The organism is Parasphingorhabdus sp. (assembly GCF_048269915.1).
GTDB lineage: Bacteria > Pseudomonadota > Alphaproteobacteria > Sphingomonadales > Sphingomonadaceae > Parasphingorhabdus.
Map to the genome: position 1 here is coordinate 12,808 of NZ_JBLWTY010000003.1, position 21,234 is coordinate 34,041.

Below are 21,234 nucleotides of genomic sequence, written 5' to 3' on the forward strand. Positions count from 1 at the left end.
GAGACTGCGCTTTGACTAGCTGGATCACCGACCTGATCGCCCAGGGCGGCTATTGGGCGATCGGGTTTCTCATGGCGCTGGAGAATGTGTTCCCGCCGATACCATCCGAACTGATCATGGGAATGGGCGGTGTCGGCGTGGGAGAGGGGACGTTCCACCCGGCGGCACTGGTGCTGGTCGGTACAATCGGTTCGGTGATCGGCAATTATGTCTGGTTCATGGTCGGGCGCCACTGGAACGAGGATGACCTGCGGGGCTTTGTCCGGCGGCACGGCCGCTGGCTGACGCTTGATGTTGCCACGGTCAACCGGATCGACCGGATTTTCGACAATCACGGTGAATGGGTGGTGTTTTTTGCCCGTTTCATTCCCAATATCCGTACGCTCATCTCGGTTCCCGCCGGCCTGTTCGGCATGTCACACAAGCGCTTCATCCTCGCCACCAGCGCCGGCGCCGCCGTCTGGAACAGCGCGCTGGTGTACGCGGGTTACGAGCTGCAGCAGAATGTCGACCATATCGAGCGCTATCTCGGGCCGGTGTCGCTGGGCGTGATCGGGCTGATCGTCGTGGTCTATATCTGGCGGATTATTTTCTGGCGGCCGAAGGAGGATTGACCGAAATTGGGCGATTTGCCGATGTTCACCAAATCCCCCAAAGTCGGCACGATAAACAGAGACTGGTCTAGGTGGGTTTCCTGACCATCAAGACATCCACCGGCGACCAGCCCATCATTTCACTGGCACGGCTGCCAATGGTTGCCATGACAAAACCGCTCCGTCCGTGTGTTCCGAGCACCAGCAGATCAAAATCACCCGTATCGAGCATGTTGAATATTGACTGGTGAAGATTGCCTTCGACGAGCCGGGGGGTCACGCGCGACGCCTCACTCTCCGACAGGTCCATGCGGGTCATGAAATCCTGTAATTCCTTTTCCGCATCGGATCGCATTTCCGCCGCTACTCCCTCGGATTTCAGCCAGGCTTCGTATGCGACATGATAGGCATGCACGAGCTCGATTTTTGCGGCGGGGAAAAACGCCAGCGCCGTACGAAGCGCATGAGCCGAGAAATCCGAAAAGTCCGTCGCTACCAATATTCGGTCATAGTCGGCGCGCGGTCGTTCTTTCACGATAAGCACAGGGGCCGCAGCATGGTGGACCAGATGGTCAACCGCGGTGCCAAGGAAAAAATCGGAAATATTATTATGACGGGCGGCGCCCACAATGATCAGGTCGCTATCCAGTTGTGAGGCCGTGTCGGCAATGACCTCGGGCGGCTTTCCGTAATTGATCGCCAGGTTGCAGCCTTCGGCATCTGCGCCATAGTTGCGCCTCAGTTGGGCCTCGACTTTCGCGATATCAACCTCGGTTTTGGGACTGCCGACGAACAACAAGGTACGATCCGCAGTCCATGTGTCAGCGAGCAATTTGGCGCGCGCAAACGGCCGGTCCGCTCGGGCTGTCAGATCGGTGGCGACTAAAATCTGTATGGGCATGGGAACAATATCTCCTTTGCGTTCATGTTTCTGAGCATCAACCCTGCCAAAATAGTTGGTGCAATGCCTGTCATCCGGAAAAATACCCGCTGGACAGCCGATTGAAATCAGGGTCTGTACGTATATGCTTGTCTCGGCAAATGACGCTATCGGTTGAGGAGCAGGAATATCGCATCACGATTTGTTGATTTTTTGGGATTTTGCGGAAACGTCAATGATGATCCGTGGTTCAACCATATTCTCAACCTGCCCGTGGATGCGCATTCTGATAGACATCCAGCAAATGTGCCGCATCGACAGCGGTATAAACCTGTGTGCTACTCAAACTCGCATGTCCCAGTAATTCCTGCAGGCTCCGCAAATCCGCGCCACCGGCCAGCAAGTGCGTCGCAAAGCTGTGGCGCAGGGCGTGGGGTGTGGTCTTGTCGGAAATGCCGAGCTTTGTGCGCGCCTGCTGGACCACGCGGCGGATCAGATTGGGTGACAGCGGTCCGCCGCGCTGGCCGCGGAAGATCGGCTGGTCCGGCTCCATCACATGCGGGCAGAGGTTGATATAATGTTCAATGGCTTCGCGCACTTTCGGCAGCAGCGGCACGATCCGGACCTTGCTGCGCTTGCCGGTGACCCGCAATGTGTCGGAAAGGGGCAGGGCATCAGCGGTCAGGTCGAGCGCCTCGCTGATCCGCAGGCCCGACCCATAGAGCAAAAGCAGCACCGCCCAGTCGCGGGCACCGACCCAGTCGCTGCTGGCGCTCTCCTGCGCATCTCCGGCCAGCGCGAGAATATCGTCGGGAGAGGCTGGTCGCGGGACACCGCGCTTGACTTTGGGACCCTTGATCTTCGGTATCTGCGCCTCGTCTCCGCCGACATGCCTGAGAAACGCCCGCAAGGCCGACAATTCCCGCGCCGCGCTATTGTTGGTCAGCCCGTCACCCCGGCGATAGGCCAGATAGGAACGGATATCCGCCTGTTTCAGCCCCCTGATCTCCGCGGCACCCACTCCGCCGCCGCGATGCTCCATCAGAAAGGCGCAGAAGCGCTCCGCCGTGGTGACATAGGCGCGCACCGTATGCTGCGACCGCCGCCGGTCATCGCGCAGATGGGCGGCAAACTCGTTGATGAGGGCGCTGGCGGTGTCCATCAGGGGAATCTAGCATGGAGATGGGAAACTGCCAAATCCTCTCCCACAGGGAGAGCGTTCATAGAGCGATAATCTTCGGCAGCAATGCATCCAGCAGCGGCATGCCTTTCGACTGGATGATCAACCGCCCATCGCGCTGCTCGACAAAGCCCAAGGCAGCCAGCTTGCTGACCTCGTCCGCGTCCACCATCTGTGCCGACGGCAACCCGGTTTTTGCCTCCAGCGCTGCCAGATCCACGCCCTCCGCCAGCCGCAGCCCCATCATCAGCGCTTCCATCGCCCGTGTCGCGGGCGACAGGAGCTGTTCGATCTTGAGCCCATTGCCATTGCGCTCCACAGCTGACAGGAAATTCTCCGGCTTCTTGTGCCGCTCGGTCGCATTGTCCAGCCGCCGCCCGTGCGCGCCAGGGCCGATGCCGATATAATCCTCGTAGCGCCAGTAGGTCAGATTATGGCGGCTCTCCTGACCGGGCGTCGCGTGGTTGCTGATCTCATAGGCGGGCAGGCCGGCTGCCGTCATGATGCTTCGTGTCGCCTCGAATAGGTCTGCGCAATGATCATCATCGGCCGGAATCAATGCGCCGGTCCGCACCAAAGTCTCAAACCGCGTGCCCGGCTCGATGGTCAGCTGATAAAGCGAGAGACGGCCGGTGCCGAAAGTCAGCGCGCGGTCCAGTTCCGCCTGCCAGTCAGCGAGCGACTGGCCGGGCCGCGCGTAGATCAGGTCAAAGCTGACCCGGTCAAAGGCCCGTTGCGCGGTATCGAGCGCTGCGAGCCCTTCATCGACATCATGCGCACGGCCGAGAAACTCAAGCGTCTGATCGTCGAGCGATTGCAGGCCGAGCGACACCCGGTTGACGCCTGCGCTGGCGAGATCGTGGAAATTCGCAGCCTCGACCGATGACGGATTGGCCTCCAGCGTAATCTCGATATTGTCGGCAAATCCCCAGTGCCGCTCCGCCGCGGCGATCAGCGCCTCGACCAGCGCCGGCGGCATCAGCGAGGGCGTGCCGCCGCCAAAGAAGATGCTCGAAAGCTTCCGTCCGGGCGTCAGCTCCGCCTCATGCGCCATATCGGCGAGCAAGGCGTCTTGCCAAACCGCGACATCGACTTGTGCACGGACATGGCTGTTGAAATCACAATAGGGACATTTTGAGACGCAGAACGGCCAGTGGATATAGAGGGCGAGGGGATCGGGGGCGGTCATGCTCTGCCCCATAACCGCAAGCCCTGAACTTGTCGAAGGGCGTTTCCGGTTGGGCAGTTATGTTTCGGCTGGCTCAGCACCAAAGGATCTTGATCAGAAACAAGCCTCAACCAGTTGTTTGAAAGCATCCGCTCGGTGGCTCATCGCCTGTTTCTGCGCGGGATCGAGTTCCGCAAATGTCTGTTCAAAGCCTGTCGGCTGAAACACCGGATCATAGCCAAAGCCCAAAGTCCCGCGCGGCGGCCAGACGAGATTGCCTTGCACGCGGCCTTCAAAAACCTCCGAGTGGCCATCCGGCCAGGCCAGCGCCAGCGTGCAGGCAAAATAGGCGCTGTGATCGACATCCAGCCCTTGCTCGGCCAGCTTTCCCTCGACCTTGCCCATCGCCATATACCAGTCGCGGCCCGGCTCACCCTCGAACCACTGCCGCTCGGCCCAGTCGGCGGTGTAGACCCCCGGCTTGCCGCCCAGCGCCGCCACGCACAGCCCGCTGTCATCGGCCAGTGCCACGCAACTCGCGCCCTCGGCGCTCGCCCGCGCCTTGAGCAACGCATTTTCAGCGAAGGTGGTGCCGGTCTCTTCCGGCTCGGGCAGATCGAGATCGCCCGCCGATACCGGTTCGATCCCGTAAGGCTCCAGCAACGCCTGGATTTCGCGGACCTTGCCCTGATTGTGGCTGGCGATCACGAGGCGGCCGGGGGCGAGTTTGCGGTGGATATTGTCGGCGGTCATTGCTCTTCTCCATCCTCTCCCCTTGAGGGAGAGGATACCAAAGCCTTGCGAGCTTGCTCGTTAGGCGACGTTGGAGAGGGGGCGTCTGGACGCTCACCCCTCACCGAGTTTCACTAGCAAACAAGTTTGCAAGTTACACTTGTCCTCTCCCTCAAGGGGAGAGGATAATTTTCCGTTCGTGCTGCGCTTGTCGAAGCACCTCTCGGCGAGAAATGCCCTTCGACAGGCTCAGCACGAACGCCTATTCTTGCCGTCAGCTCCTAACCGACCGCCTTGTCCTGCGCCTCGAAAATCCGGTCACAACCGATTTTCGCCAGCCGCATCAGCCGCATCAGGCCTTCATCGTCAAAGGTCTGGCCCTCGGCGGTGGCCTGTGCCTCGGCGATATTGCCATCGCCGGTCAGCACGAAATTGGCGTCGGCGCCAGCGTTACTGTCCTCGTCATAGTCGAGGTCGAGCACCGGCGTGCCTTCGAAAATGCCACAGCTGATCGCGGCGATTTTCTGTTCGATCGGATCTTCGCTAATCAATTTCATGTCCATGAGACCGTTGACCGCCAGCCGTAGCGCAACCCAGGCACCGCTGATCGAAGCCGTACGCGTTCCGCCATCGGCCTGGATGACATCGCAATCGACCGTGATCTGGCGTTCGCCGAGCTTCTTCATATCGACCACGGCGCGCAAGCTGCGTCCGATCAGCCGCTGGATTTCCTGCGTCCGGCCGGACTGCTTGCCGCGCGCCGCTTCGCGCGAATTGCGGGTATTGGTCGCCCGCGGCAGCATCGAATATTCGCCGGTCACCCAGCCTTCGCCCTTGCCGCGCAGCCATGGCGGAATGCGTTCCTCGATACTCGCGGTGCAAATCACCTTGGTATCGCCAAAGCTGATCAGGCAGCTTCCTTCGGCATGTTTGGTAAATCCGGTTTCGATAGAAATGGCGCGCATTTCGTCCGGCGCACGGCCCGATGGTCGCATGTGATGTTCCTTATTTTGAGTTGGCGCGTCCTTAACCGCTCGCACAGGGAGAGGCAACATCGGACATCCTCTTGCCTTGGGAGCGGCAGCGTCCCTCATCCTCTCCCATAGGGAGAGGCAAGCAAGACTTCCCCGGATTCAATCCGGGGTTAGTCGCGCTCGGTGAGGGGTTACGCCCTCTCGACAGTGCAAAACCCCTCACCGACCTGCGCTAGTCATCAAAGATGACAAGCTCCGGTTGCCTCTCCCGATGGGAGAGGATGAGGATTGCGAGATTTACGTGCTCCGCACTTGATGCGGAGCTCTGGAGGTGGAGAGCGCTATCCGCCGCGCAAGCTCCGCATCAAGTGCGGAGCACAGCAGTGCTCAATTGCGCGCTGGAAACCTCGCTCTAGTTCACCTATCTACAACCCATGACCACCACCCCCATCACCGAAATGACCACCCGCGCGCAGGACATCTTCCGCGTCGTCGTGGAATCCTATCTCGACAGCGGCGCCCCGGTCGGGTCGCGGACCATTTCCAAGGCGCCGGGCCTCGAGCTCTCCCCCGCCTCGATCCGCAATGTCATGCAGGATCTCGAGGAACTCGGCCTGCTCGCCGCGCCCCATACCAGCGCCGGCCGGATGCCGACCGAGCTCGGGCTGCGGCTGTTTGTCGACGGGATGATGCAGGCGGCGGTCCCGACGCAGCAGGAGCGCGACGCGATCGAGAGCCAGATAACCGAACAGGGCCCGGTCGAGGACGCGCTGCGCGCGACGACCTCGATTCTGTCCGGCCTGTCGTCCTGCGCTGGCCTCGTGCTGGTGCCAAAGCGCGAGCCGTTGCTCAAGCAGTTCAGTTTCGTCAAATTGTCCGAAGGGCAGGGGCTGGCCATTCTCGTTTCGCAGGACGGGGCGGTCGAAAACCGCGTCCTAGACCTGCCGCCCGGCGTATCGGAATCGGCGCTGGTCGAGGCCGGCAATTATCTCACCGCCCGCTATGGCGGCATGACCCTCAGCCAGGCCCTGTCCACCGTCGACCGCGAGATCAGCGCCGGCGAACTGGCTATCGACAAGGCCTCGGAAGAGCTGGTCAAGGCGGGCCTGGTCACCTGGAGCCGCGATCCGGCGGACCGGCCGGTCCTGATCGTCCGCGGTCAGGCCAATCTGCTCAAGGACAATAGCGCGCTCGAGGATCTCGACCGCGTCCGGCGGCTGCTCGACGAGCTCGAGGGCAAGCAGGAAATCGCCCGCCTGCTCGACAATGCCCGCGACGCCGAGGCAGCGAAAATATTTATCGGCGCGGAGAATAAATTATTCTCCCTTTCCGGCTCATCTGTGATAGCGGCGCCCTACAAGGACAGCGACGGACAGGTGGTCGGCGTGGTCGGCGTAATCGGCCCGACAAGGTTGAATTACGCACGCGTCGTACCCATGGTAGACTTTACCGCGCAGACCCTGTCGCGTTTGTTGACCAAATGATAGAAATTAGAGTGATTTAGAACATGAGCGATACCAAGCAGAATCCCGGACAAAATGATGCCGATGCCGCCGCCGAACTGGAAGGCGTGCCGGAGTCGATGAAAGAGGGCGGAGAGGCGGAAGCTTCCCAGCCGGAAAATGCCGACAACCGTATCGAAGCTCTGGAGAATGAACTGGCCGAAGCCCAGCAGGCAGTGCTCTACGCGCAGGCGGAAACCCAGAATGTCCGCCGCCGTCTCGAAAAGGACGCGCAGGACGCCCGCGCCTATGCCGCGACCGGTTTTGCCCGCGACCTGCTCTCGGTGATGGACAATATGCAGCGCGCGCTCGAAGCCATTCCCGAAGAAGTGAAAAACGAGGAAAAATGGGGCGGTCTGATCGGCGGCATCGAAGCCACCGCCCGCGAACTGGAATCGGTGTTCGAGAAAAATGGCGTCAAACGCGTCGCCGCCATGGGCCTGCCGCTCGACCCCAACCAGCATCAGGCAATGGTCGAAATTCCCACCGACGAGCACGAACCCGGCACGATCGTGCAGGAAATGCAGGCCGGTTACGTGATCAAGGACCGGCTGTTGCGGCCTGCGTTTGTGGGCGTGGCGAAGAAGGCGGAAGAATAGGTCCTTCCGGCTGAACGGGTCAAAGTTTCGTAGCAGACTCGACCCTATTCCGTCCTGCCAGCGAAGGCTGGCACCCAACCCGCCTGTGTGAGTCTCACTGCCCTTGGTTTGGACCCCAGCCTTTGCTGGGGTGACAGTTGCTATACGGAAGCCTCATCCGTCCTAGGCCACCGACATATACATGGCCGCAGCCAGCCCGAAGCCCCTCGGATCGCCGACCAACCCGGTTTCCATCTTGTTCATGACATAGGAAAAGCACAGCCGGGCGTCCTGATCGACGATAACCGATGACCCGCCATAGCCGCCCCAGTAACAGGTGTTGCTATTGGGGCTGACCGGGGTGGCCGGGTTGTTCAGGCCATAGCCCATGCCGAAGGTCAGCGGCAGGCCCAATACCAGATCGACGCCTTCCGTCTGTTTCTCGAAAATTCTTCTGGTGCCGGCTTCCGACAGGAGCGTCTTGCCGAATGCCCGGCCGCCATTGGCCATCGCGGTCTGGGCGCGGACGATGCTGCGGGCATTGCCCTGGCCATTGGCCGCCGGGATTTCCGCTGCGCGCCATGCCCGTTTTCTCGGCTCGGTGGCGTCGACTCCGGGATTGGCGAAGGTGCGACCGGCGATAGAATCGGGGTTGGGCGCAGGACGGGCTGCGGGCGGGATCAGATTGCCGATGCGCGCATCGAGACTTTCTTCCGCGCCAATATGAAAATCGGCACCCGTTGGTTCGGCGATTTCCTGGCGGAAGAAATTGCCGATCGACTGGCCGGACACCCGCTGGACGATTTCGCCGACAAGATGCCCCTGGGTGAGGGCGTGATAGCCAGATTGCGTGCCGGGCTCCCACCATGGCTCCTGTTTTGCGAGCGCGCCGGTCATCCATTCCCAGTCATAAAGCGCATCACCCTCGACCTTTTCCTCCATGCCGGAAAGGCCGGCGCTATGGCTAAGAAAATGCCTGACTTCGACCAATTCTTTACCATTTTGGGCAAATTCCGGCCAATATTTGGCCGCGGGAGCGTGAAGATCCACCTCTCCCCGATCGGCGAGCAGCAGCAGCGACATCGCCGCCATGGTCTTGGTGCTCGACCAGACGTTGACCAGCGTATCTTCCTGCCACGGGGCAGTCCGTTGCTCGTCGAGATGGCCGCCCCACAGGTCCACGACAAATTCGCCATCGAGCGTGATCGCAACGGATGCGCCAATGTCACCATGTTCGCGGAAGTTATTTTCAAATGCGGCTTGGACCGCTGCAAAGCGGGGGTCGCACTGTCCGTGAATCGATATGTCCATTGGTCGCTCCTTAAAATTTAGCTGATCGATTAACAGCCGCTGGCGATTAGGCCAATGGCTTTCACACCGGTTTCTAACGAGCACCGGTCTTAAAGATTCGTGAAATATTCTGATGAACTTCCAGATGCTTGCCCATTTTTGGCCATTTACGGCTTGCATGCTCCTTATAAAGATATATCTTAGAGGCAGCTTAGATATAAAAAAAGATATTAAAATGAGACATGGTATGAAATTTGGACCCGGCGGCCGTCCCGGTCGCGGAAGAGGCGGAAGAGGCGCAATGGCTGGCGAGAAATTTGCTCGCGCCTTTGCCCAGGCTGCCTTTGAGGGGGCCAAGGGCAAGCGCCGTGCGCGGATGTTTCGGCGCGGCGAACTGAAGCTGCTCTTGCTTCATCTGATCGCCGAAGAACCGCGCCACGGCTATGATCTGATCCGCCAGATCGAGGAGCTGACCGGCGGCCATTATGCGCCCAGTCCGGGGATTGTCTATCCGGCGTTGACCCTGATGGCGGAAATGGACCTGATCGACGAGGCGGTCGATGGTGACGGCAAGAAAATCTATTCGATCACCGAAACGGGCTCCGCGCAGCTGGCCGAAGAAGAGCCGCATGTCGCCGACATTCTTGAACGGCTGGAAGGTGTCTCGAAAATGGGTGAGGCGAGCGACGGCGCATCCATCCGCCGCGCCTTTCATAATCTCAAAAGCGCGGTCCGGATCCGGCTGGCGGAAGAGGAAAAGGGATCGGATAAAATATTGGAAGTCGCCGCGATCATTGACGAAGCCGCGAGCAAGATCGAACGGTTGAAATAATTGGTCATCCCAGCGCAGGCTGGGATCTAGCCCGCCTAGGTTGAGTCTCACTGCCCCCGGTTTAGGCCCCAGCCTGCGCTGGGGAGACTGATTACAACGCGAGTACCATTTGCACATTACACCGGGCATAAGGCGTGGGCCACAGATCATCGCTAGCCAGATGCCGGAAGCCGCACCGTTCGTATAGACGGATTGCGGCTTTCAGCTCTCCATTGGTTTCCAGCCAGATGGCATGGGCCTTCATCGACCGGCCTTCCGCAATCAGAGCCTCCAGCACCGCCCGGCCAATACCCTGTCCGCGCAGCTCTTTCTGCGCCGCCATCTTGACGATTTCCAGCCATTTGCGGCCATCGCCCGGATCATGATGCGGCGGCAGGATCGCTCCGGTTCCGACAATAATATCGTCGAGCAGGGCGACGATGATCTGTCCGCCTTTCCCGAGAATAGATGTTTCCAATTCTTCCAATTGCTCGCGGTCGCTGTCCTCCAGGACAAAATAGTCCTCGATCCAGTCGCGGTTGAGGTCAATGAACGCCTGCCGGTCTTCTGGCCGGTAGAGGCGGGTGGTGATGCTCACCCGTATATCGTGAACAATATGACCGCCATGATCGTTCCGACCACCGGTATCACCACGGTCAGCGCGCCGACCGCACCATAGGCGTCCTTGTGGGTTTCCCCGCAAACCGCGCGGATAGTGGTCACGACATAGCCATTGTGCGGCAGGCTATCGAGCGCGCCGGAGGAGATGGCGACAACGCGGTGCAATTCGTCCGGCTGTGCACCGACATCGAGATAATGGGGTGCGATGAGGGGCAGGGCGATCGACTGACCACCCGAAGCAGAGCCGGTCAGGCCGGCGATGACGGTAACCGCAATGGCCGCGCCGATCAGCGGGCTGCCGGGGATATTCTGCACCATGACCAAGGCTTCCTGAAAAGCGGGCGACAGCTTGGCGACGGAGCCGAAGCCGACCACCGCACAGGTGTTGGTGATCGCGACAACCGCGCTGGTCGCGCCGCGCGAAAAAGCTTCGGGCATGGATTTCAGTTTCTGATAACCGACGATCAGCGCGACCACCGCGCCCGATCCGAGCGCCGCAACCAGCGCCCATTGATCGAGCGAAGCGCCCGGCAGGATCGCCGAAAGCGGCCCCATATTTTGCGGATATTGAAAGATCAGGAAGATTCCCAGCACCGCGACCAGCGGCAATATGCAGAGCAGCGGCGCGGGGAGATTGCTGTAATCCGTATTATGGTCATCGCTCTCGCGGCCGACAAAATGCTCACCCTTGGCGACGGCGCGCCGGACCATGCGGCTGAGCCAGAAATGCCCGGTTACGGCCATGAACAGCGCGACGATCAGGCTGACCTGCCAGCCCGCATAAGCGGTGGTATCGAGAAATTCCATCGGGATCAGATTCTGTATTTCCGGTGATCCGGCGCTGGTCATCGTGAAGGTGACCGAACCGAACGCCAGCGCTGCCGGGATGAATCGGCGTGGCAAATCTGCCTCGCGGAACAGATGGACCGCGAGCGAATAGACGCTGAACGAGACGATAAATACGCTGACCCCGCCATAGGTGAGCACTGCGCAGGCGGCGACCACCGCAAGGACCGCATGTTTGATACCGATTTTCTCGACAATCCAGTGGGCGACGCTGGCTGCTGCCCCGCTCGCGCCCATGATTTCGCCGAATATGGCGCCAAGCAAAAACATGAAAAACCAGCTTTTGAAGAAGCCGACAAAGCCATCCATATAAGCGGTGGCAAAATCCGGGGCACCCGCTGCCGCAAGCGGCGGCAACCACGCAATGCCACTGGTGAGAGCAACCATTGCAGCGGCCACTGGTCCGGCAATCAATATATTGACCCCGCGCACGGTCATCCAGATGAGTAGCGCCAGTCCACCAATAAGTCCGATTGCCGATAGCATATATATCCCCCGTCCGAAGCAAGCCTAGTGGCAGAGGGCAGGGAGCGGGTGCAAGGATTTTATCCTCTCCCCCGAAGAGGAAAGGAAAATCCGGTTAGATCACCTGTGCCCGGTTCTCGTCGCGATGCTTTTTCAGATATTTCATAAACGGCGTGCCGCCAGTACCGACCTCGGTATCATTACCTTTGCCGCTGTTGGCCTGCTTGTTGATATAGCTGGCCGCATATTCCAGATGCCGGGTCCGGAAACGCGCGACCTGTTCAACGCTGGCGTTAAACGCTTGGCGCAGCACAGGATCGCCGCTGGCGATGGCAAATTCGCGCAACCTGCTCTGCGCACGCAAATCGTCGATGAAACGGCGGTGCTGGATCGGTCGATAGGCGTGCAATTCGTCAAGATAGGCCCGCAGCGGATCGTTTTCATGGTGGACCTGGAACAGCGCATCCATGCTCGGCACGATGGAGCTTTGCGACCCGGTCTGGCCGCGAAACGCCTGGCCCTTGCCCTGATATTTTTCGACGCCTTCGTATATCAGGCCATCGGGCAGCGCAGGATTATTGGCCCATCCATGGATATACGGCCGGACCCGTTGATAGTAGATATAGGGATCACAGCGATCGGGCATCCGGTCGAAAATGGCGTTCACCCTGTCCCAATGGTCGTTCATTTCCACGAGCAGTGTTGTTGCTTTCTCGGTATCTTCTGCCCGGGCTGCTGCGACCAGTTGACAGGCGAGGTCGAGAAGCGGTCCCGCTGCCGCCTCGATCGCGACATGGATCAGGACAAACCAGTTTTCGTCTGCTCCGCCAAGGAAGTTCTGCACCATATAGACATTGTCGAGGTCAATCGGTCCGTCTCGGTCCAGCCGTGCCCAATTGTCGAGCACATAGCCGCTATAAGGCAGCAATGGCGCTTGATCGAGCCGTTCGGCCAAGGCGACCATCGGTTGCGCAAGATTTGCGGGCAGAGCGCCCGGCGCTTCGTTTTCACCCCAGACATAGGCCTGGACGAGGAAAGAATAGCGGACCATCGCCACGCGAACCTGTTCTTCCGGCGCATTGGCCGCCCATTCGGCAAGATCGAGCGCAGGCAATTGTTCCAGCCAGTGCCGGACCCGACCGGTGGTCATCAGACCGGACAGATTTTCTGCGGCGCGCAGGACCGGCGCAAAAATATCGGGAAGTTCGATATCGACAATTTCAAAATGCGAGAGAAATCCGCGCGATGCGGACATGCTGTAATCTGACAATTTCATCGGGTCACCATTGGCGCAAGCGCGGGTTGGGCCGCTTGCTCAATAGCAGGATGGTATCAAATGAAATTAGATCGGGCAAATCGATTCTTGTGGTTTTCCTCCCGGCGAAGCAATCCGCCGCATCATCAAACCATTCTGTCCCGAAACGGCCATAGGTTCAGCAACCTTGGGCGGGTCAGCGTGTTGTAGAAGTAACGGGGCAAATCTAGAGGAGAATGGTGATGATCATATGGACAAGAAAACTGGCACTGGCCGGAGCGGCCGGCATGGCAGCGATGAGCCTGACCGCCTGTGCTGAAAACTATGCCGTCGAGGGTGCCGGCGCCGGTGCAGCGGCAGGTGCCGCGATTGGCGCAATCACTGGCGGTGACGTTCTGCAAGGCGCAGCAATCGGCGCCGCAGCCGGAGCCGCTGGCGGCTATTTCATTGACAAGAATGACGGTTGCGACGGCTATGATCGTAACGGGCGCTTGGACGATGATTGCTACGGACTTGAAGGCTATCCCGACGATCCGCGATAAACCGATGACTTGCCTCGCAGGGATCGCGGTTTCACTGGCCTAGCAGGGCACCTTGGGCTAACGCCCGCCCATGAGCGGCGCGACTCTTTGCCTGCGAGAGCAACATCCCTGGCGGCACGAACTGCGCGCTACACTCGCGCTCGCCTGGCCGCTGATCCTTTCGAACCTGACGATGGCGTTGATCGGGGCGACCGATGTTCTGATGCTCGGCTGGCTGGGTGCCCGTGAACTCGCCGGGGCGACGCTCGGCTTCAATCTGGCGATGAGCGCGGCGATTTTCTGCATGGGCTTGATCACAGCCTCGGCGCCGATGATGGCGACCGAAATCGGCCGGTTGTCACACAGCGTGCGTGATGTGCGCAGGACCTTTCGGCAGGCGATGTGGGCCGCCGCGACGGTTATTCTTCCTTTCTGGATCGTCCTTTGGAATACTGAGGCCATATTGCTGATCTTTGGCCAGCAGCCGGATCTCGCCGGCATCGCCGGGACCTATGTCAGCGCCTATATGTGGTCGATCCTGCCGTTCCTGTTCTTCATCATCCTGCGCAATTTCATATCTGCGCTGGAGCTGCCGCAATGGTCATTGATCATCAGCATCATCGGGGTGCTGGCCAATGCCCTTTTCAACTATGCGTTGATATTCGGTAAGTTCGGTGTCCCGGAATTTGGCGTGGTTGGCGCCGGCATCGGCAGCGTGATGACCAATGTCCTGATGTTCATCGGCATGACCCTGGTCGTGCTGCGCCACAGGCGCTTTCGCCGCTATCGTTTGTTCGGTCGCTTCTGGCGCAGCGACTGGCCGCGTTTCCGGGCGCTGTGGAAACTCGGATTGCCGATCGCCATCACTATGTGGCTGGAAGGTTCGGTGTTCGGTATCGCGGCTCTGTTTATGGGATTGATTAGTACCGCCTCGGTGGCCGCCCACGCCATTGCATTGCAGCTGGCCTCCTTGACCTTCATGGTGCCGATGGGACTGGCGCAGGCAGCAACGGTTCGCGTGGGTATCCAATATGGTCGCAAGGATCATGCCGCGATCAAGCGAGCAGGATGGGTTAGCTTCATCCTCGGCACTTCGTTCATGGCGGCCATGGCGCTGATTTTCGTGCTCGCCCCCGATCTGCTGATTGCAATATTCATTGATGCCAGCGCGCCCGGCAATGGCGAGGTTGCCGCACTGGCGGTGAGTTTTCTCGCTATCGCCGCGATATTCCAGATTGTCGATGGTGCCCAGGTCGTCGGCGCCGGCATGCTCCGCGGTCTGCACGATACGACCATACCGATGCTGTTCGCGCTGATGGGCTACTGGTTCATCGGTGTCGGGCTCGGGGTTAGCCTGGCGTTCTGGCAAGGCTGGCAGGGCGTCGGTATCTGGACCGGACTGGCCGGCGGGCTCGGTGTGGTCGCTATCCTGATGCTGGCCCGCTGGATGATGCGGGAAAAGCTGGGTCTTTTACCCTGAATCTGCCTTGCCTTTGAACGATTTCGCTTCTTGTGAACCCTGTATTTTCCCTTCAGGGAAATTGCGTATGTCCGCCTTTTTGTCTTCCCGCTAATCGCCCCTGACAGATATCATATAGCAAAGAGCTAAAGGGCGGAAATTATGAAAAATGCGCTAAAACTGGCCGGAGTGGCTGCAGCAATGGCGATGAGCGGATCTGCCATTGCCGGTTCGGCAGATGGCAAGATTCAGGTCAAGGTCATGGGTACGCTGGTAGCACCCGATGGCAAGATCAAGTCGATCGAACTGGATAATATCGGGTTGCCCGCTGGCACGCAAACCAAGGCTGATGACAATTTCGTTCCGACCATCGCCGCTGAATATTTTTTCACACCGAATATTTCGGTCGAAACGATTTGCTGTGTAACCCAGCATGATGTGACCGGTACGGGGCCCCTGGATGGGGCGGGGCTGGTGTCGGATGCGAATATCATTCCGGCGACCTTGACGGCGAAATATCACTTGGACACCGGCAGCGGGTTCAAGCCTTATATCGGGGCCGGACCAACCTATTTCATCTTCATCGATGAAAAGGCCGGAGCGACGGCACAGACACTGGGTGCCACCCGGCAGAAGATGAACGACAAGGTCGGCTTTGCCCTGCAGGCTGGATTTGATCTGCCGGTCAATGACAAGGGCCTGGGCCTGAGCGTCGACGCCAAGCGCTATTTCGTCACGACCACGGCGCACTGGTATGCCGGCCAGACCGAGGTGCTGCGGACCCGCCACAAGATTGATCCCTGGGTCGTCAGCGCAGGGCTGGCTTACCGGTTCTAGTAGACAGAAAATCAGGTCGGCAGCGAGATGGTCGGGTGGCAATGGCTCCTGACCATCATCGCGATGGTCTTGATGCCAATCTAGAAGGGCAATAATCCCTCATAATCTGAGATTCCATAGCCATTTTTCAGCTGGGCTCCGTTTTTCAGCAAGAAATAATGGCTGACAATCTCGGCCTGCTGTTCGATGCCAAATTCGGCAAAGGATTTCCCCGGCGTTAATTGATAATCGTAGCGACAGAAGGGATGGCGGGCCAGTGGCAGAAATACGCCTTGCTGATGCTGCCAGACATGCACCATTTCGTGGATGAACAGGGCCTGGACATTCCGCGATGATCCGCAAAAATCGTCGCAGAACAGATTGCTCTCCGGATGAAACCACAGATTGCCATCCGGTGCCATTGTCACGCGCGGGCTTTGGAACAGCCACCATTTGCGGTTGAACACCGTCACCGCGCCATAATCGATTACCTCACCGAACACCGGCAGGCACAGCGAAATTTCTGATTGGGTTAGCGCCCGTCCGGTCACCGCGACGCCTGACTATTCGGCAGCAGGAGCAGGGTCTCCGGCTTTTTTGACCACTGCATTGATCTCGATGCGGTCATCGTTGGAATAGATTAACGTCATGGTCAGCAGGCCGCGTTTCTTCGATCCTTCGCCGACGCCCCAGATCATGAGATGCTTGCCACCGGGCTCAAGCTTGACGGTTTTACCGGCAGGCACGGGAATCGACTTGAGCTTGTTCATGCTCGCCATGCCATTTTCCTCTACCGTCTCGTGCATTTCCATGCGCAGCACATCGTCGGATGTAACTCCGACCAGCGCGACATCCACGCGGCCTCCGTGCAGTTCCATGTAACCAGCCGACGGATTACCTTCCACGGGGGACAGGTTGACCACCGCTTTGTCCGCGTAGAGCACGTCTCCCTGTCCGCAGGAGGACAGGAAAAGCGATGCCGTTGCGGCGAGCATGATGGATATCTTGTTCATTATCTTACCTCGTTAAATCGTTGCATTTCTGTCCCGATATGGGGGTTTTTCGATGATTTTTCGAATGTAGGATGTCGGATGCCTTGTGCCAAGAAAAATGCCACCTATATCGCATTGCGAAGCCGTAGCGGTGCCGATTGAACAGGGCCGGGCGGCAATTTTGCTAATGTTAGAAAATTGAATGAGGGATTTATGGGTAAAGTTATCGGAATTGATCTGGGCACCACCAACAGCTGTGTTGCCGTTATGGATGGCGGCAAGCCAAAGGTAATTGAAAATTCGGAAGGCGCACGGACCACTCCGTCTGTCGTCGCCTTTACCAAGGATGGCGAGCGCCTGATTGGTCAGCCGGCCAAGCGTCAGGCTGTGACCAACCCGGAAAGCACGATCTTTGCCGTGAAACGTCTGATCGGTCGCCGGTTCGATGACCCGATGACGAAGAAAGACATGGAACTGGTCCCTTATGAAATCGTCAAGGGCAGCAATGGTGATGCCTGGGTGAAAGCCGGCGGTGAAGACTATAGCCCTTCCCAGATTTCTGCCTATACGCTGCAGAAGATGAAAGAGACGGCAGAAGGTTATCTCGGTGAAACCGTGACCCAGGCCGTGATCACCGTTCCAGCCTATTTTAACGATGCCCAGCGTCAGGCAACCAAGGATGCCGGCAAGATTGCCGGTCTCGAAGTGCTGCGGATCATAAACGAACCGACGGCTGCGGCCCTGGCTTATGGTCTTGAAAAGAACGACGGCAAGACCATTGCCGTTTATGACCTTGGCGGCGGTACGTTTGATATTTCGATTCTCGAAATTGGCGATGGCGTTTTCGAAGTGAAATCGACCAACGGCGACACGTTCCTCGGCGGTGAAGATTTTGACGCCAAGCTGGTCGAGTTTCTCGCAGCGGATTTCAAGAAAGCCGAAAGCATCGACCTGACCAAGGACAAGCTCGCGCTGCAGCGTCTCAAGGAAGCTGCTGAGAAAGCGAAGATTGAGCTTTCCAGCGCACAGACGACCGAAGTCAATCTGCCGTTCATCACCGCAGACCAGAACGGACCGAAGCATCTGGTCAAGTCGATCAGCCGCTCCGACCTCGAAAAGCTGGTCGGTGATCTCGTGAAGCGCACCCTGGACCCTTGCAAAAAGGCTCTCAAGGATGCTGGCGTCGAAGCCAGCGAAATTGACGATGTCGTCATGGTCGGTGGTATGACCCGCATGCCGCTGGTGCGCGAAACCGTGCAGAAGTTTTTCGGCAAGGAGCCGCATACTGGCGTGAACCCGGACGAAGTTGTGGCCATGGGTGCTGCCATCCAGGCCGGCGTTTTGCAGGGCGACGTCAAGGACGTGCTGCTGCTCGACGTGACACCATTGTCTTTGGGGATCGAAACCCTTGGCGGCGTGTTCACCCGCATGATCGACCGGAATACGACGATCCCGACGAAAAAGTCGCAAGTCTACTCGACCGCTGATGACAATCAGGGCGCAGTGACGATCCGTGTCTTCCAGGGCGAACGCGAAATGGCGGCGGACAACAAGATGCTCGGCCAGTTTGATCTGGTTGGTATCCCGCCCGCACCGCGCGGCGTACCGCAGATTGATGTGACTTTTGACATTGATGCCAACGGTATCGTCAACGTGTCCGCGAAAGACAAGGGCACGGGCAAGGAACAGCAGATCAAGATCCAGGCTTCCGGTGGTCTCAGCGACAGCGATATCGACCAGATGGTGCAGGACGCAGAGAAATTTGCGGAAGAAGACAAGAAGCGGCGTGCCGAGGCGGAAGCCAAGAACAATGCGGAAAGCCTTGTCCACACCACGGAGAAGCAGCTCGAAGAGCATGGCGACAAGATTGACGCGGACCTGAAAGGCCAGATCGAAGCGGCGCTCACAGAAACCAAGGAAGCCATCGAAGGTGGCGATCCCGAGGCGATGAAGACCAAGTCCGAAGCGCTGGCGCAGGTTTCGATGCAAATGGGTCAGAAGATCTATGAAGCGGAGCAGGCCGCTGGCGGAGAAGCCGCTGATGCGGCTGCCGCAGATGCAGCAGCGAAAGCCGATGATGATGTTGTCGATGCTGAGTTTTCTGAAGTGGATGACTCGGACGACGACAAGAAAGACGACGCCAAGGCGGCTGAGTAAAGATTGGAGCGTCGCTCCCGCGCAGGCGGAGCTGCTGGACTTGATGCCAGCAGCCCCGGCCTGTGCCGGGGCGACGGTTCTTCCGCTTTGGGGGAAGCATGAGTATGGCATCCGAAACTGATTATTATGAGCAACTGAACGTATCGCGTGATTGCGATGGCGCGACGCTCAAGTCATCCTATCGCAAGCTGGCGATGAAATGGCACCCGGACAAAAATCCCGGCGATGCAGAGGCTGAAGCCAAATTCAAGTCGATCAGCGAAGCCTATGATGTATTGAAGGACCCGCAGAAACGCTCTGCCTATGATCGCTATGGTCATGCGGCCTTTACCAATGGCGGCGGCAATAATGCTGGCGGCGGCGGTTTTGGCGGCGCTGCTTTCAACGACATTGGTGATATTTTTGAAACGATTTTTGGCGGCGGGGCAGGTGGCGGCTTTGGTGGCCAGCAGCAGCAACGTGGCCCGGCGCGGGGCGCGGATTTGCGCTACGACATGGAAATATCGCTCGAAGATGCTTTCCATGGCAAGCAGACGGAAATAGAAATTGATGTATCGGTAAGCTGTGACGAATGTGATGGCTCCGGTGCAGAACCAGGTACCGGCGTCCAGCGCTGCACGACCTGTCAGGGTCATGGTAAAGTCCGGGCCCAGCAAGGATTTTTTGTCGTTGAACGCACCTGTGCGAGTTGCCAGGGTCGCGGCGAAGTAATCGAAAGCCCCTGCCATGCCTGTCACGGCGAAGGCCGGGTCGACAAACCGCAGGTGCTGGATGTCGAAATTCCTGCAGGCGTTGATACCGGTACGCGGATCCGTCTGACCGGCAAGGGCGAAGCTGGCGCACGCGGCGCACCTGCTGGTGATCTCTATATTTTCATTCACCTGATACGCCACAATATCTTTGAGCGCGAAGGGACGACGTTATTCACGCGTGCCCCGATCAGCTTCACTCTGGCGGCCCTGGGCGGTGAAATTACCATTCCGGGCCTCGACGGCGAGAAGCATGAAATCCGTATTCCCGCCGGAATCCAGAGCGGCAAGCAAATCCGCCAGCGCGGAGCCGGCATGCCGGTTCTGCAAGGGCGCGGCAGTGGCGATATGGTGGTCCAGATTGATGTCGAGACGCCGACCAAGCTTTCCAAGCAGCAGAAAGATCTGCTTCGTCAGTTTCAGGAAACCGAAACCGGCGATGAGACACCCAATTCAACCGGATTTTTCGGCAAGCTGAAAGATGCGTGGGAAGATTTGACAGAGTGATAATGCAGCATCGGATCAAATTTTAGATCGCGTAGATATTCTCTCTTCATTGGCTTCCCAATTCCTATCGGGTCGCTTTATTTGTTGTTTTTCTGCGATAGCTTTTATCCCCTCGAGCGATATCATCGGCGGGTTGCTGCTTGAGATCGCACAGCTATTCAATTGCGAGAAAGTCTGATCAGGACGGGACACCGGAGCGAAGGCTGGCGAAATCGGGCAATAAATGAATGTCCTACAGCGCGCGGACTATGATAGGGTCTCAGCATGATCCTCTTTCTGTCCCGCCACGATTTGTCGCTGATTGCCAAGGGGTTGGGTGGCATATTGGGCGTTGAAGACGAAGAAGGGAACTTTTCTTTAGACACTGTAAGGATTGTAAAGTTCGTCAGGAATCTGGCTATTATTATGAATGGTCTGAATTCTTTCCCTGTCGCCGGGAACATTGAATCCTCCGTTTCATCCTTGCGGAAGCGAGCTTGCTGATGCTGCCGTCCCTCCTCATCATTGACGATTTCCTCGCCGAGCCAATGGTTGCGCGCAACGCCGCCCTGGCGCTCGATTATGATCCCGAAAACAAGCACGGCAATTATCCGGGCCATATCTCGACCAGTCCGCTGGCCATTCAGGGGTTGAACGAGCGTATCTCGGGCATCATCAACGCGCCGGTGAAAGCGGCACCCGGTACCAGCCATCTGCACTGCCGGGTTACGCTGAAAGGCGACAAGGGGCGGAGCGGGGTGCATATCGACCCGGCGTTCTATTCGGGCATTCTTTATCTCTCGCTGCCGGACCATTGCAGGGGCGGGACCGAGTTTTTCAGGCACAGGCGGACCGGACTGGAACGCGTGCCAACCGATTTGCTGGCGATCAACAAAGCGGGCTATGCCGACATTAATGCGTTGATTGAGGATGTCGTGAACAAGGACACCAATCGCTCTGCACAATGGGCGAAGGTGATGACCGTACCGATGCGCTTTAACCGGCTGATTCTCTTCAGCCCCTGGATGTTTCACAACAGTGGTCAGGCATTTGGCAAATCTCCGCAAGATGGTCGGCTCGTTAACCTGATGTTCTTTGCCAAGGGATAGCGGCAGTCCTTTTTCGATGATAGGCTGCGAGAACAGGAAACACAGGAGAC

At 58.4% G+C, this 21,234-nt stretch carries 21 protein-coding genes; 10 read left to right on the forward strand and 11 right to left on the reverse strand.

What is annotated here, in order from left to right; genetic code table 11:
- Positions 1–11 precede the first annotated feature (11 nt).
- Positions 12–614 carry a DedA family protein gene (locus tag ACN0WX_RS08565; RefSeq protein ID WP_417621895.1) on the forward strand — a complete coding sequence of 201 codons (603 nt, stop codon included), beginning with the start codon at positions 12–14 and terminating at the stop codon, positions 612–614.
- A 67-nt stretch (positions 615–681) separates the two neighbouring features.
- On the opposite strand, the gene ACN0WX_RS08570 is transcribed toward ACN0WX_RS08565, so the two are convergent.
- The 5 genes from ACN0WX_RS08570 to rph form a co-directional block, all read right to left on the reverse strand.
- Positions 682–1,494, reverse strand: coding sequence for a universal stress protein (locus ACN0WX_RS08570; protein ID WP_417621896.1), 813 nt, complete (start codon positions 1,492–1,494; stop codon positions 682–684).
- A 241-nt stretch (positions 1,495–1,735) separates the two neighbouring features.
- Positions 1,736–2,635, reverse strand: a complete 900-nt coding sequence (locus tag ACN0WX_RS08575) for a tyrosine recombinase XerC (protein WP_417621897.1) — start codon at positions 2,633–2,635, stop codon at positions 1,736–1,738.
- A gap of 58 nt (positions 2,636–2,693) precedes the next feature.
- Positions 2,694–3,842: a radical SAM family heme chaperone HemW gene (gene hemW, locus ACN0WX_RS08580; RefSeq protein WP_417621898.1), complete on the reverse strand. Its 1,149-nt coding sequence runs from the start codon at positions 3,840–3,842 to the stop codon at positions 2,694–2,696.
- 93 nt (positions 3,843–3,935) lie between these two features.
- Positions 3,936–4,574, reverse strand: coding sequence for an RdgB/HAM1 family non-canonical purine NTP pyrophosphatase (gene rdgB / locus ACN0WX_RS08585; RefSeq protein WP_417621899.1), 639 nt, complete (start codon positions 4,572–4,574; stop codon positions 3,936–3,938).
- A gap of 260 nt (positions 4,575–4,834) precedes the next feature.
- Positions 4,835–5,548, reverse strand: a complete 714-nt coding sequence (rph, locus tag ACN0WX_RS08590) for a ribonuclease PH (protein ID WP_417621900.1) — start codon at positions 5,546–5,548, stop codon at positions 4,835–4,837.
- A gap of 413 nt (positions 5,549–5,961) precedes the next feature.
- On the opposite strand from rph, the gene hrcA reads away from it, so the two are divergent.
- Together hrcA and grpE are read left to right on the forward strand one after the other, a co-directional pair.
- Positions 5,962–7,011, forward strand: a complete 1,050-nt coding sequence (gene hrcA / locus ACN0WX_RS08595) for a heat-inducible transcriptional repressor HrcA (RefSeq protein WP_417621901.1) — start codon at positions 5,962–5,964, stop codon at positions 7,009–7,011.
- A gap of 23 nt (positions 7,012–7,034) precedes the next feature.
- Positions 7,035–7,628: a nucleotide exchange factor GrpE gene (gene grpE / locus ACN0WX_RS08600; protein WP_417621902.1), complete on the forward strand. Its 594-nt coding sequence runs from the start codon at positions 7,035–7,037 to the stop codon at positions 7,626–7,628.
- Positions 7,629–7,790: 162 nt separating this feature from the next.
- Here grpE and ACN0WX_RS08605 read toward each other — a convergent pair whose 3' ends face one another.
- Positions 7,791–8,918 (reverse strand): serine hydrolase domain-containing protein, encoded by a 1,128-nt coding sequence (locus tag ACN0WX_RS08605; RefSeq protein WP_417621903.1) that lies wholly within the window; start codon positions 8,916–8,918, stop codon positions 7,791–7,793.
- Between the two features lie 226 nt (positions 8,919–9,144).
- On the opposite strand from ACN0WX_RS08605, the gene ACN0WX_RS08610 reads away from it, so the two are divergent.
- On the forward strand, positions 9,145–9,729 hold the full coding sequence (locus ACN0WX_RS08610; protein WP_417621904.1) for a PadR family transcriptional regulator: 585 nt from the start codon (positions 9,145–9,147) through the stop codon (positions 9,727–9,729).
- 91 nt (positions 9,730–9,820) lie between these two features.
- On the opposite strand, the gene ACN0WX_RS08615 is transcribed toward ACN0WX_RS08610, so the two are convergent.
- The 3 genes from ACN0WX_RS08615 to ACN0WX_RS08625 form a co-directional block, all read right to left on the reverse strand.
- Positions 9,821–10,306 carry a GNAT family N-acetyltransferase gene (locus ACN0WX_RS08615; RefSeq protein ID WP_417621905.1) on the reverse strand — a complete coding sequence of 162 codons (486 nt, stop codon included), beginning with the start codon at positions 10,304–10,306 and terminating at the stop codon, positions 9,821–9,823.
- On the reverse strand, positions 10,303–11,661 hold the full coding sequence (locus ACN0WX_RS08620) for a GntP family permease (RefSeq protein WP_417621906.1): 1,359 nt from the start codon (positions 11,659–11,661) through the stop codon (positions 10,303–10,305). Before ACN0WX_RS08620 ends, ACN0WX_RS08615 begins: the two co-directional genes overlap by 4 nt.
- A 94-nt stretch (positions 11,662–11,755) precedes the next feature.
- Positions 11,756–12,916: an indoleamine 2,3-dioxygenase gene (locus tag ACN0WX_RS08625; RefSeq protein WP_417621907.1), complete on the reverse strand. Its 1,161-nt coding sequence runs from the start codon at positions 12,914–12,916 to the stop codon at positions 11,756–11,758.
- 221 nt (positions 12,917–13,137) lie between these two features.
- Between ACN0WX_RS08625 and ACN0WX_RS08630 the strand changes: the two genes are divergently transcribed.
- The 3 genes from ACN0WX_RS08630 to ACN0WX_RS08640 all read left to right on the forward strand — a co-directional run bounded on the left by ACN0WX_RS08630 (position 13,138) and on the right by ACN0WX_RS08640 (position 15,712).
- On the forward strand, positions 13,138–13,437 hold the full coding sequence (locus ACN0WX_RS08630; protein ID WP_417621908.1) for a YMGG-like glycine zipper-containing protein: 300 nt from the start codon (positions 13,138–13,140) through the stop codon (positions 13,435–13,437).
- A gap of 70 nt (positions 13,438–13,507) precedes the next feature.
- Positions 13,508–14,896: an MATE family efflux transporter gene (locus ACN0WX_RS08635; protein WP_417621909.1), complete on the forward strand. Its 1,389-nt coding sequence runs from the start codon at positions 13,508–13,510 to the stop codon at positions 14,894–14,896.
- A gap of 141 nt (positions 14,897–15,037) precedes the next feature.
- Positions 15,038–15,712 (forward strand): OmpW/AlkL family protein, encoded by a 675-nt coding sequence (locus tag ACN0WX_RS08640; protein ID WP_417621910.1) that lies wholly within the window; start codon positions 15,038–15,040, stop codon positions 15,710–15,712.
- An 80-nt stretch (positions 15,713–15,792) separates the two neighbouring features.
- Here ACN0WX_RS08640 and ACN0WX_RS08645 read toward each other — a convergent pair whose 3' ends face one another.
- Together ACN0WX_RS08645 and ACN0WX_RS08650 are read right to left on the reverse strand one after the other, a co-directional pair.
- A complete protein-coding gene (locus ACN0WX_RS08645) occupies positions 15,793–16,242 on the reverse strand; it encodes a vgr related protein (RefSeq protein WP_417621911.1) in 450 nt (149 codons plus the stop codon).
- Between the two features lie 12 nt (positions 16,243–16,254).
- Positions 16,255–16,704, reverse strand: coding sequence for a copper chaperone PCu(A)C (locus tag ACN0WX_RS08650; RefSeq protein WP_417621912.1), 450 nt, complete (start codon positions 16,702–16,704; stop codon positions 16,255–16,257).
- A 192-nt stretch (positions 16,705–16,896) separates the two neighbouring features.
- Here ACN0WX_RS08650 and dnaK point away from each other — a divergent pair, with 192 nt between their 5' ends.
- From dnaK to ACN0WX_RS08665, 3 genes are all read left to right on the forward strand, one after another.
- On the forward strand, positions 16,897–18,840 hold the full coding sequence (dnaK, locus tag ACN0WX_RS08655; protein WP_417621913.1) for a molecular chaperone DnaK: 1,944 nt from the start codon (positions 16,897–16,899) through the stop codon (positions 18,838–18,840).
- A 104-nt stretch (positions 18,841–18,944) separates the two neighbouring features.
- Positions 18,945–20,096 carry a molecular chaperone DnaJ gene (gene dnaJ, locus ACN0WX_RS08660; RefSeq protein ID WP_417621914.1) on the forward strand — a complete coding sequence of 384 codons (1,152 nt, stop codon included), beginning with the start codon at positions 18,945–18,947 and terminating at the stop codon, positions 20,094–20,096.
- Between the two features lie 482 nt (positions 20,097–20,578).
- Positions 20,579–21,184, forward strand: coding sequence for a DUF6445 family protein (locus ACN0WX_RS08665; protein WP_417621915.1), 606 nt, complete (start codon positions 20,579–20,581; stop codon positions 21,182–21,184).
- Positions 21,185–21,234 lie beyond the last annotated feature (50 nt).

What these genes read in the sequence shown, in the direction of transcription:
- ACN0WX_RS08570 (WP_417621896.1), bottom strand. Translation starts at nt 1,494, where the DNA reads ATGCCCATACAGATTTTAGTCGCCACCGATCTGACAGCCCGAGCGGAC.
- ACN0WX_RS08575 (WP_417621897.1), bottom strand. Translation starts at nt 2,635, where the DNA reads ATGGACACCGCCAGCGCCCTCATCAACGAGTTTGCCGCCCATCTGCGC.
- hemW (WP_417621898.1), bottom strand. Translation starts at nt 3,842, where the DNA reads ATGACCGCCCCCGATCCCCTCGCCCTCTATATCCACTGGCCGTTCTGC.
- rdgB (WP_417621899.1), bottom strand. Translation starts at nt 4,574, where the DNA reads ATGACCGCCGACAATATCCACCGCAAACTCGCCCCCGGCCGCCTCGTG.
- rph (WP_417621900.1), bottom strand. Translation starts at nt 5,548, where the DNA reads ATGCGACCATCGGGCCGTGCGCCGGACGAAATGCGCGCCATTTCTATC.
- hrcA (WP_417621901.1), top strand. Translation starts at nt 5,962, where the DNA reads ATGACCACCACCCCCATCACCGAAATGACCACCCGCGCGCAGGACATC.
- grpE (WP_417621902.1), top strand. Translation starts at nt 7,035, where the DNA reads ATGAGCGATACCAAGCAGAATCCCGGACAAAATGATGCCGATGCCGCC.
- ACN0WX_RS08605 (WP_417621903.1), bottom strand. Translation starts at nt 8,918, where the DNA reads ATGGACATATCGATTCACGGACAGTGCGACCCCCGCTTTGCAGCGGTC.
- ACN0WX_RS08610 (WP_417621904.1), top strand. Translation starts at nt 9,145, where the DNA reads ATGAAATTTGGACCCGGCGGCCGTCCCGGTCGCGGAAGAGGCGGAAGA.
- ACN0WX_RS08620 (WP_417621906.1), bottom strand. Translation starts at nt 11,661, where the DNA reads ATGCTATCGGCAATCGGACTTATTGGTGGACTGGCGCTACTCATCTGG.
- ACN0WX_RS08625 (WP_417621907.1), bottom strand. Translation starts at nt 12,916, where the DNA reads ATGAAATTGTCAGATTACAGCATGTCCGCATCGCGCGGATTTCTCTCG.
- ACN0WX_RS08630 (WP_417621908.1), top strand. Translation starts at nt 13,138, where the DNA reads ATGATCATATGGACAAGAAAACTGGCACTGGCCGGAGCGGCCGGCATG.
- ACN0WX_RS08635 (WP_417621909.1), top strand. Translation starts at nt 13,508, where the DNA reads ATGAGCGGCGCGACTCTTTGCCTGCGAGAGCAACATCCCTGGCGGCAC.
- ACN0WX_RS08640 (WP_417621910.1), top strand. Translation starts at nt 15,038, where the DNA reads ATGAAAAATGCGCTAAAACTGGCCGGAGTGGCTGCAGCAATGGCGATG.
- ACN0WX_RS08650 (WP_417621912.1), bottom strand. Translation starts at nt 16,704, where the DNA reads ATGAACAAGATATCCATCATGCTCGCCGCAACGGCATCGCTTTTCCTG.
- dnaK (WP_417621913.1), top strand. Translation starts at nt 16,897, where the DNA reads ATGGGTAAAGTTATCGGAATTGATCTGGGCACCACCAACAGCTGTGTT.
- dnaJ (WP_417621914.1), top strand. Translation starts at nt 18,945, where the DNA reads ATGGCATCCGAAACTGATTATTATGAGCAACTGAACGTATCGCGTGAT.
- ACN0WX_RS08665 (WP_417621915.1), top strand. Translation starts at nt 20,579, where the DNA reads ATGCTGCCGTCCCTCCTCATCATTGACGATTTCCTCGCCGAGCCAATG.